Origin of the sequence: Cellulomonas sp. (assembly GCF_036279715.1) — a bacterium.
In the GTDB taxonomy this organism is placed as follows: Bacteria; Actinomycetota; Actinomycetes; order Actinomycetales; family Cellulomonadaceae; genus Cellulomonas_A.
This window is the reverse complement of the sequence record NZ_DASUIR010000153.1, coordinates 55,587-71,275: the sequence shown is the minus strand read 5'-3', so window position 1 is coordinate 71,275 and position 15,689 is coordinate 55,587. Positions and strand designations below refer to the sequence as shown.

Annotated in this window: 8 protein-coding genes and 1 pseudogene; 8 read left to right on the top strand and 1 reads right to left on the bottom strand. The window is 69.8% G+C overall.

All coding sequences use genetic code 11. The features are described 5' to 3' along the window. Positions 1-52: 52 nt before the first annotated feature. Positions 53-955 carry an aquaporin gene (locus tag VFW79_RS14330; RefSeq protein WP_329677968.1) on the bottom strand — a complete coding sequence of 301 codons (903 nt, stop codon included), beginning with the start codon at positions 953-955 and terminating at the stop codon, positions 53-55. 268 nt (positions 956-1,223) lie between these two features. Between VFW79_RS14330 and VFW79_RS14325 the strand changes: the two genes are divergently transcribed. The 8 genes and pseudogenes from VFW79_RS14325 (at position 1,224) to pulA (ending at position 15,558) form a co-directional block, all read left to right on the top strand. Next, positions 1,224-2,411 carry an ROK family transcriptional regulator gene (locus VFW79_RS14325; RefSeq protein WP_329677967.1) on the top strand — a complete coding sequence of 396 codons (1,188 nt, stop codon included), beginning with the start codon at positions 1,224-1,226 and terminating at the stop codon, positions 2,409-2,411. A 292-nt stretch (positions 2,412-2,703) separates the two neighbouring features. Further along, positions 2,704-4,188, top strand: a pseudogene (gene mmsA / locus VFW79_RS14320) (multiple monosaccharide ABC transporter ATP-binding protein); the annotation flags it as partial. Next, positions 4,185-5,459, top strand: coding sequence for a multiple monosaccharide ABC transporter permease (gene mmsB, locus VFW79_RS14315; protein ID WP_329677965.1), 1,275 nt, complete (start codon positions 4,185-4,187; stop codon positions 5,457-5,459). The pseudogene mmsA and the gene mmsB, both read left to right, overlap by 4 nt. Before the next feature lie 110 nt (positions 5,460-5,569). Continuing rightward, positions 5,570-6,697: a sugar-binding protein gene (locus VFW79_RS14310; RefSeq protein WP_329677964.1), complete on the top strand. Its 1,128-nt coding sequence runs from the start codon at positions 5,570-5,572 to the stop codon at positions 6,695-6,697. Positions 6,698-6,873: 176 nt separating this feature from the next. Beyond that, complete coding sequence (locus tag VFW79_RS14305) at positions 6,874-8,091, top strand: NADP-dependent isocitrate dehydrogenase (RefSeq protein ID WP_329677963.1); 1,218 nt, start codon at positions 6,874-6,876, stop codon at positions 8,089-8,091. Positions 8,092-8,173: 82 nt separating this feature from the next. Then, on the top strand, positions 8,174-9,160 hold the full coding sequence (locus VFW79_RS14300) for a malate dehydrogenase (RefSeq protein ID WP_329677962.1): 987 nt from the start codon (positions 8,174-8,176) through the stop codon (positions 9,158-9,160). Positions 9,161-9,194: 34 nt separating this feature from the next. After that, a complete protein-coding gene (locus tag VFW79_RS14295) occupies positions 9,195-9,470 on the top strand; it encodes a DUF167 domain-containing protein (protein WP_329677961.1) in 276 nt (91 codons plus the stop codon). 268 nt (positions 9,471-9,738) lie between these two features. Continuing rightward, complete coding sequence (gene pulA, locus VFW79_RS14290; protein ID WP_329677960.1) at positions 9,739-15,558, top strand: pullulanase-type alpha-1,6-glucosidase; 5,820 nt, start codon at positions 9,739-9,741, stop codon at positions 15,556-15,558. Positions 15,559-15,689 lie beyond the last annotated feature (131 nt).

Here is a 15,689-nt window from a genome sequence, read left to right as displayed (position 1 = left end):
CGGCGTCGCCCGGGCGTCGTGGGTCAGGTCAGGAGCCAGGCGTCTCGGCGACCTACTCCTCGGTGTAGACGATCTCCTCGACGTCGGGCTCGCCGAGCAGGTCATCCTGGACCCGCTCCGCGACGAACGCCCGGTAGATCAGCGCGGCGATCCCGGCGCCCGCGAGCGGGGCGACCCAGAAGAGCCAGAGCTGGCTCAACGCCCAGCCCTCGGAGAAGATCGCGGCCGCCGTGGCCCGCGCCGGGTTCAGCGCGGCGTTGGTCACGGGGATCGCGATGAGGACGCCGACGGCGAACGTGAGCCCGATCGCGAACGGGGCCTGCGTGTGCGCCGACCGGCGGTCGGTCGCGCCGAGGATGACGCCGACGAAGACCGCGGTCACGACGAGCTCGATGAGCAGCGCGCCGAGCAGGCCGAAGCCCTCGCCGCCGGTCTGGGCGGCGATCGGGGAGTGCGCGCCGAACCCGTTGGCGACGGAGCTGAAGAACTTGCGCTCGTTGCCGGCGAGCGCGGGCAGGGACGCGGCCGCGACGTACAGCAGCGCCGAGGCGAGGGCGCCGCCGACGAGCTGTGCGAGCCAGTAGGGGAGGACGTCGCGCCACGAGGTGCGGCCCGCGACGGCCGCTCCGAACGTCACGGCGGGGTTGAAGTGCCCACCCGACACGTGGCCGACCGCGACGGCGCTCGCGAGGACGGCGATGCCGAACGCGAGCGCGACCGCGAGCGGTCCGCCGCCGACGCCCGTGACTCCGGCGTACAGCGCGACGCCGAGCCCGGCGAGCACGAGGAAGAACGTGCCGAACGCCTCGGCACCGAGGCGGGCGACGAGGCCGGGGCCGGTGGCCACGACGATCTCGGTGGGGGACTCCGCGGGGATCCCGTACGCGGCGAAGACCTCGTCGGCGTTCACATGGAGCGGATCGGGGGTGGGCGTGGCGGGGGTGTCCTGGGACATGGTGTTCCTGTCGTCGCAGTCGTGGGCCGCGCGGACCGAGGCGGGGCCTCGTCGTCCGATCTGCGGCTGAGCGACCCCAGCATGCCAGCCGAACCTCGGCGCGTCCTTCAGTTCCGGGCAGCCCCTGCCGACGCCGGCCACTGCGAGGTCGGAACGGTCGTGCGAAGCAGGCACTCCGGCGGCCGCGAGTGTGTTCAGAGGTCGAACGCGTCGTTCGCCCGCGTGTATGGCTCTTGACCACAAAGGGGGAGTCGGGCACTGTTGACGTGTGGACACAGCGACCGGAGCCGACGGCGGCCCGGTGCGTCAGCCCGGTTCCCAGACGGCGCTGCGCTCGCTGAACGTGCAGCGGGTCGTCGGCATGCTCACGACCACGGGCGCCTGCACGCAGGCCGAGCTCGCACGGCACACGGGCCTGTCCACCGCGACGGTGTCGAGCATCGTGCGCTCCATGGTCGACCGCGGCATCGTCACGACGTCGCCCACGACGAGCTCCGGTCGACGCGCGGTGCTCGTCCGGCTCGAGGACCGCGGCATCGTCCCGGTCGGCATCGACCTCGGCCGAACCCACGTCCGGGTGTGCCTGGCCACGCTGGGGTACGAGGTGATCGCTGAGCGCTCGATCGCGCTTCCGCACGAGCACCGACCCCACGAGGGGATCGACGCGGCGGTCGGGCTGCTCGTCGGCCTGCTCGCCGAGAGCTCCGTGCCCCGCAGCGCTGTGGTCGGCGTCGGGGTCGGGATACCCGGGCCCATCGACAACCGCTCGGGACACGTCCTCGAAGGTCCGTTGTGGCCGGAGTGGGACGACCTCGATCCTCGGCAGGCACTCGAGGAGACGCTCGGCGTCCCGGTCTTCCTCGACAACGACGCGAATCTCGGTGCGCTCGCCGAGGTCACCTGGGGTCCGCACTCGGCGGTGGACAACCTGGTGTTCCTCAAGCTGGGGAGCGGCATCGGCTGCGGGCTGATCGTGGGCGGGCAGCCCTACCACGGGCACCTCGGGATCGCCGGCGAGATCGGGCACTCGCCGATCTCGGACACCGGTCCGCTGTGCCGGTGCGGCAACCGCGGGTGCCTCGAGATGGCGGCCTCGACGTCGACGATGATCGATCTGCTCGACCGCGGGAGCCGCCCCCGACTGACCACCGAGGACATCGTCCGCCAGGCGCTCGCGGGCGACACCGCGACGCTGCGGGTCATCGAGGACGCCGGCGTCGCGACGGGGCGAGCCCTCGCGAGCGTCGTCAACCTGATCAACCCCGAGGTCGTCGTCGTCGGCGGGCCGCTCGCGGTCCTGGACGAGATCCTGCTCGCGCCGATCCGACGGGGACTGCTCCGCTACGCGATCGCCGTCGCGGGTCAGACGACCCGGCTCGCCGTGTCGTCCCTCGGGGACCGCGCCGAGGCGCTCGGCGCAGCCGCCCTCGTGCTGCGCCACCCCGTCCTCGGCTGACCCGCACGGGGGTCTCCGAGCGCTCTTGCGTTCGGAAGTCGTTACCAAGTCGTTGTATTCAAGAGTTGACGCCAAGACTCCGGCCACGGTTGACTGCGGAGCCGAGGCGCCGTCGCCTCCCCAGACAGCGCAGTCACGCCGGAGGCACGTATGCAAGCCCGCTCACCCCACGCTCGTCGCTCCGCTCCCTCGCGCGGCGTCGTGGCGCAGAACGAGAGGCTCGTCGATGTCCGCTGAGCCCACGATCCTCGAGATGCGCGCGATCACCAAGGAGTTCCCCGGCGTCAAGGCGCTCGCGGACGTCTCCCTGACGGTCCGGGCCAACGAGATCCACGCGATCTGCGGTGAGAACGGTGCCGGCAAGTCGACCCTGATGAAGGTGCTCTCGGGCGTCTACCCGTACGGGTCCTACACGGGCGAGATCGTCTTCCAGGGCGACGTCGTCCGGTTCAAGGACATCAACGCGAGCGAGCACGCCGGCATCGTGATCATCCACCAGGAGCTCGCGCTGATCCCGGGGCTGTCGATCACCGAGAACATCTTCCTCGGCAACGAGCCCGCCGAGCGCGGTGTGATCAGCTGGAAGACCGCCAAGCGCCGCGCGATCGAGCTGCTCGCCCGCGTCGGTCTCGACGAGGACCCCGACACGCTGATCCAGAACATCGGCGTCGGCAAGCAGCAGCTGGTCGAGATCGCCAAGGCGCTGAGCAAGCAGGTCAAGCTGCTCATCCTCGACGAGCCCACCGCCGCGCTGAACGCGGCCGACTCCCAGCACCTGCTCGACCTGATCGTGGGCCTGCGCAGCAAGGGCATCGCGTCGATCATCATCTCGCACAAGCTCGACGAGCTCGAGCAGGTCGCGGACTCGATCACGATCCTGCGCGACGGCCGGCTCGTCGAGACGCTCGACAAGGAGATCGACGGCGTCAACGAGGACCGCATCATCCGCGGCATGGTCGGCCGGAGCCTCGAGAACCGGTTCCCGGACCACACGCCGAACATCGGCGAGGTGTTCTTCGAGGTCAAGGACTGGACGGTCGAGCACCCCCAGATCGCCGAGCGGCTCGTGTGCAAGGGGTCGAGCTTCTCGGTCCGGCGCGGCGAGATCGTCGGCTTCGCCGGGCTGATGGGCGCCGGCCGCACCGAGCTCGCGATGAGCGTGTTCGGGCGTTCCTACGGCAACTACGTCCGCGGCACGATCGTCAAGGACGGCCGCTCGATCCAGGTGCGCGACGTGTCGGAGGCGATCGACCACGGTCTGGCGTACGTCTCCGAGGACCGCAAGGTGCTCGGTCTGAACCTGCTCGACGACATCAAGCGGGCGGTCGTCTCGGCGAAGCTCACACGGATCGCGCGCGGTCAGCGGATCGACAAGTCGCAGGAGCACGCCGTCGCCGAGCGGTACCGGACGAGCCTGCGCATCAAGACGCCGAGCGTGGACGAGGGCCTGTCGAAGCTCTCGGGCGGCAACCAGCAGAAGGTCGTCCTCGCGAAGTGGATGTTCACCGAGCCCGACCTGCTCATCCTCGACGAGCCCACGCGGGGCATCGACGTCGGGGCCAAGTACGAGATCTACGGCATCATCCAGCAGCTCGCCGACCAGGGGAAGGGCGTCATCGTCATCTCCTCGGAGCTCCCCGAGCTGCTCGGTATCTCGGATCGGATCTACACGATCTTCGAAGGCCAGATCACCAGTGAGGTGGCCGCTGCCGACGCAACCCCCGAAGCGCTCATGCGCACCATGACCTCGACCAAGAAGAAGACTCAGGACCGATGACCACCACATTCTCAGACATCAAGAAGATGTTCGGCGGAGGCACGTCGAACGCCCGTCAATTCGGCATGATCTTCACGCTCGTCGGGATCATCCTGCTGTTCCAGATCCTGACCCACGGGCTGACGCTCGACCCGGTCAACCTCATCGCCATCGTGAGCCAGTACTCCTACATCCTGATCCTTGCCATCGGCATGGTCATGGTGATCATCCTCGGCAACATCGACCTGTCCGTCGGGTCCGTGGCCGCCGTGGCCGGCATCGTGGTGGCGACCGCGATGCAGAAGTTCGACCTCCCCTGGGGCGTCGCGATCATCCTCGGGCTCGTGATCGGTGCGGCGATCGGCGCGTGGCAGGGCTTCTGGGTCGCGTACATCGGCGTCCCGGCCTTCATCGTGACGCTCGCCGGCATGCTCCTGTTCCGCGGGATGAACCAGTTCATCGGCAACGCGAACACGATCCCGGTCCCCGAGGGCTTCCGCACGATCGGCGCGGGGTACCTGCCCGAGGTCGGCCCGAACACCGGGTACAACAACCTCACGCTCGTGCTCGGCGTGCTGATCGCGATCGTCGTCGTGATCCGCGAGTTCCGCCTGCGCGCGACACAGCGCGAGATGGGCTCGGAGATGGCTCCGGGCTGGGTCAGCGTCGTCAAGGTCACGGTCCTGGTGGCCGTCGTCGTCTACGCCGCATTCCTGTTCGCCGGCGGTCGCGTCGGGACGAGCTTCCCGGTGTCGGGGCTCATCCTGCTCGCCCTGGTGGTCCTGTACTCGTTCATCACGAACAACATGATCTTCGGGCGCCACATCTATGCGGTGGGTGGCAACCGCCTGGCCGCGCAGCTCTCGGGCGTCAAGTCCAAGCGCGTGCACTTCCTGGTCATGATGAACATGTCGATCCTGGCCTCCCTCGCGGGCATGATCTTCGTCGCCCGCTCTGCCGCCTCCGGTCCTCAGGACGGCCTCAACTGGGAGCTCGACGCGATCGCGGCCTGCTTCATCGGTGGCGCGGCAGTCGCCGGCGGCTCCGGCACGGTCACCGGCTCCATCGTCGGTGGTCTCGTCATGGCGGTCCTGAACAACGGCCTGCAGCTCATGGGCGTCGGCGCCGACAAGGTCCAGATGATCAAGGGTCTCGTGCTGCTCATCGCGGTCGGGATCGACGTCTACAACAAGATGCAGGGAAAGCCCTCCCTCATCGGGTTGATGACCCGAAGGTTCGAGAAGGACGAGGCAGTCAGCGGCCCACCAGAGCCCGTCCGCGTCGCTTCTTGAGTGTGGAAGGCGACGCCTGGCGTCGTCGAGACGAACGACCACCGCGGCAGCACAGCAGCTGCCGGGTAGCACCACGCACGATCACTTCCGAGAAAGAGATGTGACGCACCATGCGCAAGATCGTCAAGACCTCCCTCGCGCTCGCCGCGGTGGCAGCGCTGTCGCTGACCGCCTGCTCGAGCCGCACGGCCGATGCCACCGCGCCGGCAGCCTCGGGCTCGGCCTCGGCTGCCGCCGCGGGCTTCGCCGCCGACTCGCTCGTCGGGGTCGCGCTTCCCTCGAAGACGTCGGAGAACTGGGTTCTCGCCGGTGACCTGTTCACCCAGGACCTCAAGGACGCGGGCTTCACGTCGGACGTGCAGTACGCGGCCGCCTCGGGCACCGTCGCCGACCAGCAGGGCCAGATCACCGCGATGGTGACCAAGGGCGCGAAGGTCATCATCATCGGTGCGGCCGACGGTGCGCAGCTCAGCACCCAGGTCGAGGCCGCCCAGGCCGCCGGCGCGATCGTCATCGCGTATGACCGCTTGATCCTCAACACGAAGGCTGTCGACTACTACGTCGCGTACGACAACTTCAAGGTCGGCCAGCTCCAGGGCCAGGCCCTGCTGGACGGCATGAAGGCCAAGAAGGCCACCGGCCCGTACACGATCGAGCTGTTCTCGGGTTCGTCCGACGACGCCAACTCGGCCGTGTTCTTCAACGGCGCGATGGACATCCTGCAGCCGGCCATCGACAAGGGCGACGTCATCGTCGGCTCGGGTCAGACCGACATCAAGCAGACGGCGACGGCCGGCTGGAAGGCCGAGAACGCCCAGAGCCGCATGGACTCGCTCCTGACGAGCACCTACAACGGTGCCAAGACGCTCGATGGCGTCCTGTCCCCGAACGACACCCTGGCCCGCGCGATCATCACGTCGGTCAAGGGCGCCGGCAAGGCGCTCCCGACCGTCACCGGCCAGGACTCCGAGGTCGAGTCGGTCAAGTCGATCATGGCCGGCGAGCAGTACTCCACGATCAACAAGGACACCCGCAACCTCGTCAAGGCCGCCGTCCAGATGGCGACCGACCTGAGCACGGGCAAGACGCCTGAGGTCAACGACACCAAGTCGTACGAGAACGGCGTCAAGGCCGTCCCGGCGTTCCTGCTGCCGCCGCAGATCGTCACCAAGGCGAACGCTGCCGAGTCGTACGCCAACGACGAGAAGCTCCTCGCGATCGTCAAGGCTGCTTCCTGATCACAGCACGCCAGTAGGACAGCACGTCAGCAGCACCGCACGACTGCACGAGGACGGGCTCGGCCGGGATCAACCGGTCGGGCCCGTCCCGCATGTGCGGGGCGACGCAAAGTCTCTTGATGTCGAGTAATCTTGGTCGCAGGCACGTGTCCCCCCCAGCACAGGAGCATCCCCGCATGGCGAAGATCAAGGTCGTGGGCCCCGTCGTCGAGCTCGATGGCGACGAGATGACGCGGATCATCTGGCAGTTCATCAAGGACCGCCTGATCCACCCGTACCTCGACATCGACCTGCGGTACTACGACCTGTCGATCGAGAACCGCGACGCGACGGACGACCAGGTCACGATCGACGCGGCCTACGCGATCAAGGAGCACGGCGTCGGCGTGAAGTGCGCGACGATCACGCCCGACGAGGCCCGCGTCGAGGAGTTCGGCCTGAAGAAGATGTGGGTCTCGCCGAACGGCACGATCCGCAACATCCTCGGCGGTGTCGTCTTCCGCGAGCCGATCATCATCTCGAACATCCCGCGCCTCGTGCCCGGCTGGAACAAGCCGATCATCATCGGCCGCCACGCGTTCGGCGACCAGTACCGCGCGACGAACTTCAAGGTCCCGGGCGCCGGGACGCTGACCCTGACGTTCACCCCGTCGGACGGCTCCGAGCCGATCGAGCAGCAGGTCGTGACGTACCCCGAGGGCGGCGGCGTCGCGATGGGGATGTACAACTTCAACGACTCGATCCGTGACTTCGCCCGCGCGTCGCTCGCGTACGGCCTGCAGCGCGGCTACCCGGTCTACCTGTCGACCAAGAACACGATCCTCAAGGCGTACGACGGCGCGTTCAAGGACATCTTCCAGGAGGTGTTCGACACCGAGTTCGCCCCGCAGTTCGCCGCGGCCGGCCTGACGTACGAGCACCGCCTCATCGACGACATGGTCGCCGCGTCGATGAAGTGGGAGGGCGGGTACGTCTGGGCCTGCAAGAACTATGACGGCGACGTGCAGTCCGACACCGTCGCGCAGGGCTTCGGATCGCTCGGCCTCATGACGAGCGTCCTGATGACGCCCGACGGCACGACGGTCGAGGCCGAGGCGGCGCACGGCACCGTGACGCGGCACTACCGCCAGCACCAGGCGGGCAAGCCGACCTCGACCAACCCGATCGCGTCGATCTTCGCGTGGACCGGCGGCCTCAAGCACCGCGGCAAGCTGGACGGGACGCCCGAGGTCACGAAGTTCGCCGAGACGCTCGAGGACGTCGTCATCACCACCGTCGAGAGCGGCAAGATGACCAAGGACCTCGCGCTCCTCATCGGGCCCGACGCCGAGTGGCTCACGACCGAGGCCTTCCTCGCCGCACTCGACGAGAACCTCTCAGCGCGCCTGGCATGACCGCCGGGGCGCTCCCGCGCCGGCATGCGGGCACAACCTCACGCTTCGGCACGTCAGCAGAACCGATCGAAGGAGATCTCTCATGACGACCCCCGTCAACGTCACGGTCACGGGCGCCGCCGGCCAGATCGGATATGCGCTGCTGTTCCGCATCGCCTCCGGCCAGCTGCTCGGCACCGACACCCCCGTCCGGCTCCGCCTCCTCGAGGTCACCCAGGGCATGAAGGCTGCGGCGGGAGTCGCGCTCGAGCTCGACGACTGCGCCTTCCCGCTGCTCGCCGGGGTCGACATCTTCGACGACGCGACGGCGGCCTTCGACGGCGCCAACGTGGCGCTGCTCGTCGGCGCGCGACCCCGCACGGCCGGCATGGAGCGGGCCGACCTGCTCTCGGCGAACGGCGGGATCTTCCGCCCGCAGGGCCAGGCCATCAACGCGGGTGCCGCCGACGACATCCGTGTCCTCGTCGTGGGCAACCCCGCGAACACGAACGCCCTGATCGCGGCGTCGCACGCACCGGACGTCCCGGCGGGACGCTTCACCGCGATGACCCGCCTCGACCACAACCGCGCGCACATCCAGCTCGCCAAGAAGACCGGCGCGCAGCTCACCGATGTCAAGCGCCTCACGATCTGGGGCAACCACTCGACGACGCAGTACCCCGACATCACGCACGCCACGATCGCGGGTCGCCCCGCGACGGACGTCGTCGGGGATCCCCGATGGGTCGAGGACGTGTTCATCCCGACCGTCGCCCAACGCGGCGCGGCGATCATCGAGGCGCGCGGCCAGTCGTCGGCGGCCTCGGCGGCGAACGCGGCGATCGACCACGTGCACTCGTGGGTCAACGGGACGCCGGCGGGCGACTGGACGTCGGCCGGCATCGTCTCCGACGGCTCGTACGGGGTGCCCGAGGGGCTCATCTCGTCGTTCCCCGTGACGTCGGAGGGCGGCGAGTGGCACATCGTGCCCGGGCTCGAGATCGACGAGTTCTCGCGGGCGCGCATCGACGCGTCGGTCGCCGAGCTCGTCGAGGAGCGCGCAGCGGTCCAGGCGCTCGGTCTCATCTGAGCTACCGCGTGCTGGTGCCAGTGCCCGGGAGCCGGTGAGCGTGCGCGTCGCGATCAGGGTCAAGCCGGGTGCGTCTCGCGCGCGCGTCGGCGGTCTGCACGGTGACCGGCTCGTCGTCGCGGTGAACGCGCGGGCGGTCGACGGTGCGGCCACGGAGGCGGCCCTCGCGGCCCTGGCGGACGCCCTCGGGGCGAGGCGCCGGCACGTGCGGCTGGTGTCGGGCGCGACGAGCCGGGACAAGCTCGTCGAGGTCGACGACGACGTGCCGGGGCTCGCGGAGCGTCTCGACGAGCTGCGTACCGTCGACTGAGCGGACCGGCGACAGACCCCTGAGCGGAGGGGAGCAACGCACCTCCGCGCGGCGGCCTGTGTGTCGGCTGTAAGCGGTTCGCGTCGTGCTCGCGCGCCTCCAGGCGTGTCACCTGCGGGGATACGGAGAACGAACGGGCGACTTCCGTCTGCATTCATCCCATGATGTCGTGCAGTTTCTCGGGGATTGCGGTGGTTTGCAGTAATCGCTACGGTCAGCCCCACACGCCATCCCGCACATCGTCGTGCGGGCGACGAAGGAGCCGGGAATGGTCGCTGTCGACGCAATGGTCCGGAAGCTCACCTCAACCCTTGCCGCAGTGGCCCTCGCCACCGTCGGGCTCGTGGCAGGCACCTCCGGGGCGGGCACCGCCGCCGCCGCGGTGCCGCGCACGTTCGTGCTCGTCGGATCGCTCCAGGACGAGCTCGGCTGCGCGGGTGACTGGCAACCCGACTGCGCGCAGACAGCGCTCACGCCCACCGCGACCCCCGGGCAGTACGCCGCCGAGTGGACGCTCCCCGCCGGCTCGTTCGAGTACAAGGTCGCAGTGAACGGGACCTGGGACGAGGCGTACGGGGCGAACGGTGGAGGGGACAACATCCCGCTCGTGCTGGCCGGGTCGGCGAAGGTCCGGTTCACGTTCGACGACACGACCCACCGCATCGCCCTCGCGCCGGTCGACCTCCCCGCCGGCTACACCGCGGCCGACGACGCGCTCGTGGCGCCGCCCGCGCGGGAAGCCGGCGACGGCCAGCAGTTCTACTTCGTCATGACCGACCGCTTCGCCAACGGCGACACGTCGAACGACACCGGCGGGCTGACCGGCGACCGGATGACGACGGGGTACGACCCGACCGACAAGGGCTTCTACTCGGGCGGCGACCTCGCGGGCCTGCGGAGCAAGCTCGACTACATCCAGGGTCTGGGCACGTCGGCGATCTGGCTGACGCCCTCGTTCGTGAACAAGCCGGTCCAAGGCACGGGCGCGAACGCGTCGGCCGGCTACCACGGCTACTGGATCACCGACTTCACGCACATCGACCCGCACCTGGGGACCAACGCCGAGCTGCAGCAGCTCATCGCAGACGCGCACGCGCGCGGCATCAAGGTGTACTTCGACATCATCACGAACCACACCGCCGACGTCATCGACAACACCCAGCAGACCTACACGTACGTCGACAAGGCCACGACCCCGTACAAGGACGCGTCGGGCACGGCGTTCGACCCGGCGACCTACGCGGGCACGGGCACGTTCCCCACGCTCTCGGCCGAGACGTCGTTCCCCTACACGCCGGTCGTCAAGCCGGAGGACGCCAACCTCAAGGTCCCGTCCTGGCTGAACGACGTGACGCTCTACCACAACCGCGGCAACTCGACGTGGGCGGGGGAGTCGGTCACGTACGGCGACTTCGACGGGCTCGACGACCTCATGACCGAGAGCCCGACCGTCGTCGCCGGGTTCGAGCAGGTCTACGAGGGCTGGGTCGACCTGGGCGTCGACGGCTTCCGCATCGACACGGCCAAGCACGTCAACATGGAGTTCTGGCAGCAGTGGACCACGGCGGTCCGTGACTACGCCCGGGCGCACGGCAAGCCTGACTTCTTCATGTTCGGCGAGGTGTACGACGCGGACGCGACGAAGACGTCGCCGTACGTGCGCACGACCGACATGAGCTCGGTGCTCGACTTCTCCTTCCAGTCGGGCGCGGCGAGCTTCGCGAAGGGCTCGGCGGCGACGGGGCTCGCGGCACTGTTCGCGACCGACGACTACTACACGACCCCGACGACGAGCGCGTCGGCGCTGCCGACGTTCCTCGGCAACCACGACATGGGCCGCATCGGCTACATGCTGAAGGACGCGGGCAACCAGGTCGCGCGGGACGAGCTCGCGCACTCGCTCATGTACCTGACGCGCGGGCAGCCCGTCGTGTACTACGGCGACGAGCAGGGCTTCGTCGGGAACGGCTCGCTCGGCGGCACCGACAAGGACGCCCGGCAGTCCCTCTTCGCGACCCAGGTCGCGGAGTACGCGAACCAGGCGCTCGTGGACGGGACGACGGCGGGGTCCGTCGACCGCTACGACACGTCGGCGACGCTCTACCAGCACATCGCCGGGCTCGCGGCCCTGCGTTCGTCGCACCCGGCGCTGGCCGACGGCGCGCAGATCCAGCTGTCTGCGAGCGGGTCGGTGTACGCCTTCGCCCGGGTCGACCGGACCGAGAAGATCGAGCACCTCGTGGCGCTCAACAACGCCGCGACCCCGGCGACCGTCACACTGACGACGCTCACGCCGGGCGCGACCTACGCGCCGCTCTACGGCACGACGACCCCCGTGACCGCTGACGGGACCGGTTCCGTCGCGCTGACGGTCCCGGCGCTGTCCGCCGTCGTGCTGCGCGCCGACCGGCCGGTCGGAGCCTGGGCCGGTGGCGCGTCCACGGCGATCACCGTGTCCGCGCCGACCGCGGGTGCCGCGCTGTCGGGGGTCTCCCCGGTCGCGGCCGAGGTGCCCGCCAGCACGTGGAGCGAGACGTCCGTCGCGTACCGCGTGGTCGGTGCGACGAGCTGGACGCCGCTCGGGACCGCCGAGACGACGAGCCCGCGCGTGTTCCACGACGTGACGAAGCTGGCGCCGGGCACCCTGGTCGAGTACCGGGCCGTGTCCACGGACGCCGCCGGGAACCGCGTCGCCGGCTCCACCTACGCCTCGGTCGGCATCGCCGTCGACGGCGTCGTGCCCGAGGCGCCCGGCACGGTCGGGGGGCGCACCGATCTGCTGGTGACCATCCCCGGCAGCCTCGACAGCGAGCTGGGCTGCTCGGGCGACTGGCAGCCCGACTGCGCGGCCGTCGCGCTCACCCACCGCGGCAACGGCGTGTACTCGGCGACCTTCACGGTCCCGGCCGGTGACTGGCAGTACAAGATCGCCATCGGCGGCGCGTGGACCGAGAACTACGGTGCGGGCGGTCTGCCCGGCGGCGACAACGTGCTGTTCTCGCTCGCGGAGCCGCAGTCGGTCACCTTCGTCTACGACGACGCGACGAAGTGGTTCTCCTCGAGCGCCCAGGGACCGCTGATCACCCTGCCTGGCTCCTACCAGAGCGAGGTCGGCTGCCCCGGCGACTGGCAGCCCGAGTGTGTCGTGACGTCCCTGCAGGACAAGGAGGGCGACGGCACCTATACCTACACAGCCGCCGCCATCCCCGCAGGCACCTATGAGCTCAAGGTCGCGCACAACCTGTCGTGGGCCGAGAACTACGGCGCCGGCGGAGCAGCTGGTGGCGCCAACATGTCGTTCACCGCTCCTGGCGGCAAGCCCGTGACCTTCACGTACGTGCTCGCGACGCACATCCTGACGATCGAGGTCACCGATGCGCCGCTGCCTGGCACGGGTGAGGACCGGGCGCAGTGGATCGACGCGGGCACGATCGCGTGGCCCGCGGCGCTCCTGGCGGGGGCGGACCCCGCGACGCTGACGTTCGCGCTCCACGCGTCGCCCGACGGCGCGGTCGCGGTCGTCGACGGCGCCGTGACGGGCGGGACGACCGTCGCGCTCACGTACGACGCAGCGGGACTGACCTCCGCTGAGCTCGGACGGTTCCCGGCGCTCGCCGGCTACCTCGCGCTGCACCCCGCGGGCGCCGACCGTGCGGCCGTGGCGGAGCTGGTCAAGGGAGAGCTCCTGGTCACCCAGGCAGCCTCGGACGGGACCCTGCAGGCGGCCACCGGAGTGCAGGTCCCGGGCGTGCTGGACGACTTGTACGCCGCAGATGCTGCGGATCGTACGTTCGGCGCGACGTGGAGCAAGAAGCGGCCGACGCTCGCGGTGTGGGCGCCGACCGCCCAGGGCGTGGACCTGCTGCTCTGGCCGGCGTCGGGCACGAACCCGCCCGACACGACCGCGGCACCCCAGCGGATCGCGATGACCCGGCAGCCGGACGGCTCATGGACCGTGCGCGGCGACGCGAGCTGGAAGGGCGCCGCGTACCGGTACGCCGTCTCGGTCTACGTGCCGAGCACGGACAAGGTCGAGGTCAACGAGGTCACCGACCCGTCGTCGGTCGCCCTCACCCTGAACTCGACGCACTCCGTCCTGGTCGACCTCGCCGACCCGGCCTACCGGCCGCGCCAGTGGGAGAAGGCCAAGCAGCCCGTCGTGGCACCGGTCGACCAGACGATCTACGAGCTGCACGTCCGCGACTTCTCGATCAACGACCAGAGCGTCCCGGCCGCCAAGCGCGGGACCTACCTCGCCTTCGCGGTCAACGGTGCAGGCCGCACCCACCTGCGTGAGCTGGCCGGCGCAGGCCTGACCACCGTGCACCTCCTGCCGACCTTCGACATCGCCTCGATCGAGGAGAACCGCAGCGCCCAGACGACCCCCGCGTGCGACCTCCCGTCGCTCGCGCCGGACTCGTCCGAGCAGCAGGCCTGCGTCATGGCCGGCGCGGACACCGACGGGTACAACTGGGGCTACGACCCGCTGCACTGGTCGGCGCCCGAGGGCTCCTACGCGGTCGACGCGTTCGGCGGCGCCCGCGTCGCGGAGTTCCGCACGATGGTCGGCGCGTTGCACTCCGACGGGCTGCAGGTCGTGCTCGACGAGGTGTTCAACCACACGGCCGCGAGCGGCCAGGACCCGAAGTCGATCCTCGACCGCGTCGTGCCCGGCTACTACCACCGGCTCAACTCCGTGGGCGCGGTCGAGACCTCGACGTGCTGCCAGAACGTCGCGACCGAGCACGCCATGGCCGGCAAGATGATGGTCGACTCGGTCGTCACCTGGGCCCGGGACTACAAGGTCGACGGCTTCCGCTTCGACCTCATGGGGCATCACTCGGTCGACACCATGAAGGCCGTGCGGACCGCCCTCGACGCGCTCACGCCCCGCAAGGACGGCGTCGACGGCAAAGCCGTCTACCTGTACGGCGAAGGCTGGAACTTCGGGGAGGTCGCGAACAACGCCCTGTTCACGCAGGCGACGCAGGGTCAGCTCGGCGGCACCGGCATCGGGACCTTCAGCGACCGGCTGCGCGACGCCGTCCGCGGCGGCGGCCCGTTCGACACCGACCCCCGCATCCAGGGCTTCGGCTCGGGCGAGGCGACCGACCCGAACGGCGCGGCGGTGAACGGGACCGAGGCCGACCAGCTCGCGCGGCTCGGCCACGACACCGACCTCGTCAAGCTCGGCATGGCCGGCAACCTGCGTGCCTACGCGTTCCAGACGGCCGACGGGACGACCCGCACGGGCGCCCAGATCGACTACAACGGGCAGCCCGCGGGCTATGCGGACTCGCCCGAGGAGGTCATCACCTACGTCGACGCGCACGACAACCAGACGCTGTTCGACTCGCTCACGCTCAAGCTGCCGACCGCCACGGCCATGACCGACCGGGTGCGCATGAACACCCTCTCGCTCGCGACGACCGCGCTCGCCCAGACGCCGTCGTTCTGGCACGCCGGCGCCGACCTGCTGCGCAGCAAGTCCCTGGACAAGAACTCGTTCAACTCCGGGGACTGGTTCAACTCGCTCGACTTCACCAAGCAGGACAACGGCTTCGGCCGCGGCCTGCCTCCGAGCGCCGACAACCAGGCGATGTGGGTCTACGACCAGCCCGCGCTGGCCAACCCGGCGCTCAAGCCCGCGGCGGCCGACATCCAGGCTGCCTCGGCCGCGGCCGACGACCTGCTGCGGCTGCGGTTCTCGACCGACCTGTTCCGTCTCGGGTCCGCGCAGCTCATCGAGCAGAAGGTCTCGTTCCCCGACGGCGGGCCGACGGCGACACCCGGCGTGATCGTCATGCGGGTCGACGACACGGTCGGCCCCGACGTCGACCGGGCGCTGAACGGCGTGCTCGTGGTGCTGAACGCGTCCGACGAGGCCACGACCCAGACGGTCCCTGCGCTGGCGGGTCGCACGCTCGCGCTCTCGCCGGTCCAGGCCACGGGCTCCGACCCGGTGGTCAAGGGCACGACGTGGGTCAAGGCGTCGGGCACCGTCACGGTCCCGCCGCGCACGGTCGCGGTCCTGGTCGAGAAGCAGCCCGCGAGCCACCATCACGGGTTCGACTGGCCGTGGTGGTGACGACCTGCCGCGGGCCGCTCGGCCTCAACAAGTGAACGCCTGAGCCGTTCGGCCGGACGCGTCGTCCCCCGGTCGGGACGACGCGTCCACGCACGTGGCGACCGGTGACCGTCGTGGGCGGTAGTGTGCGC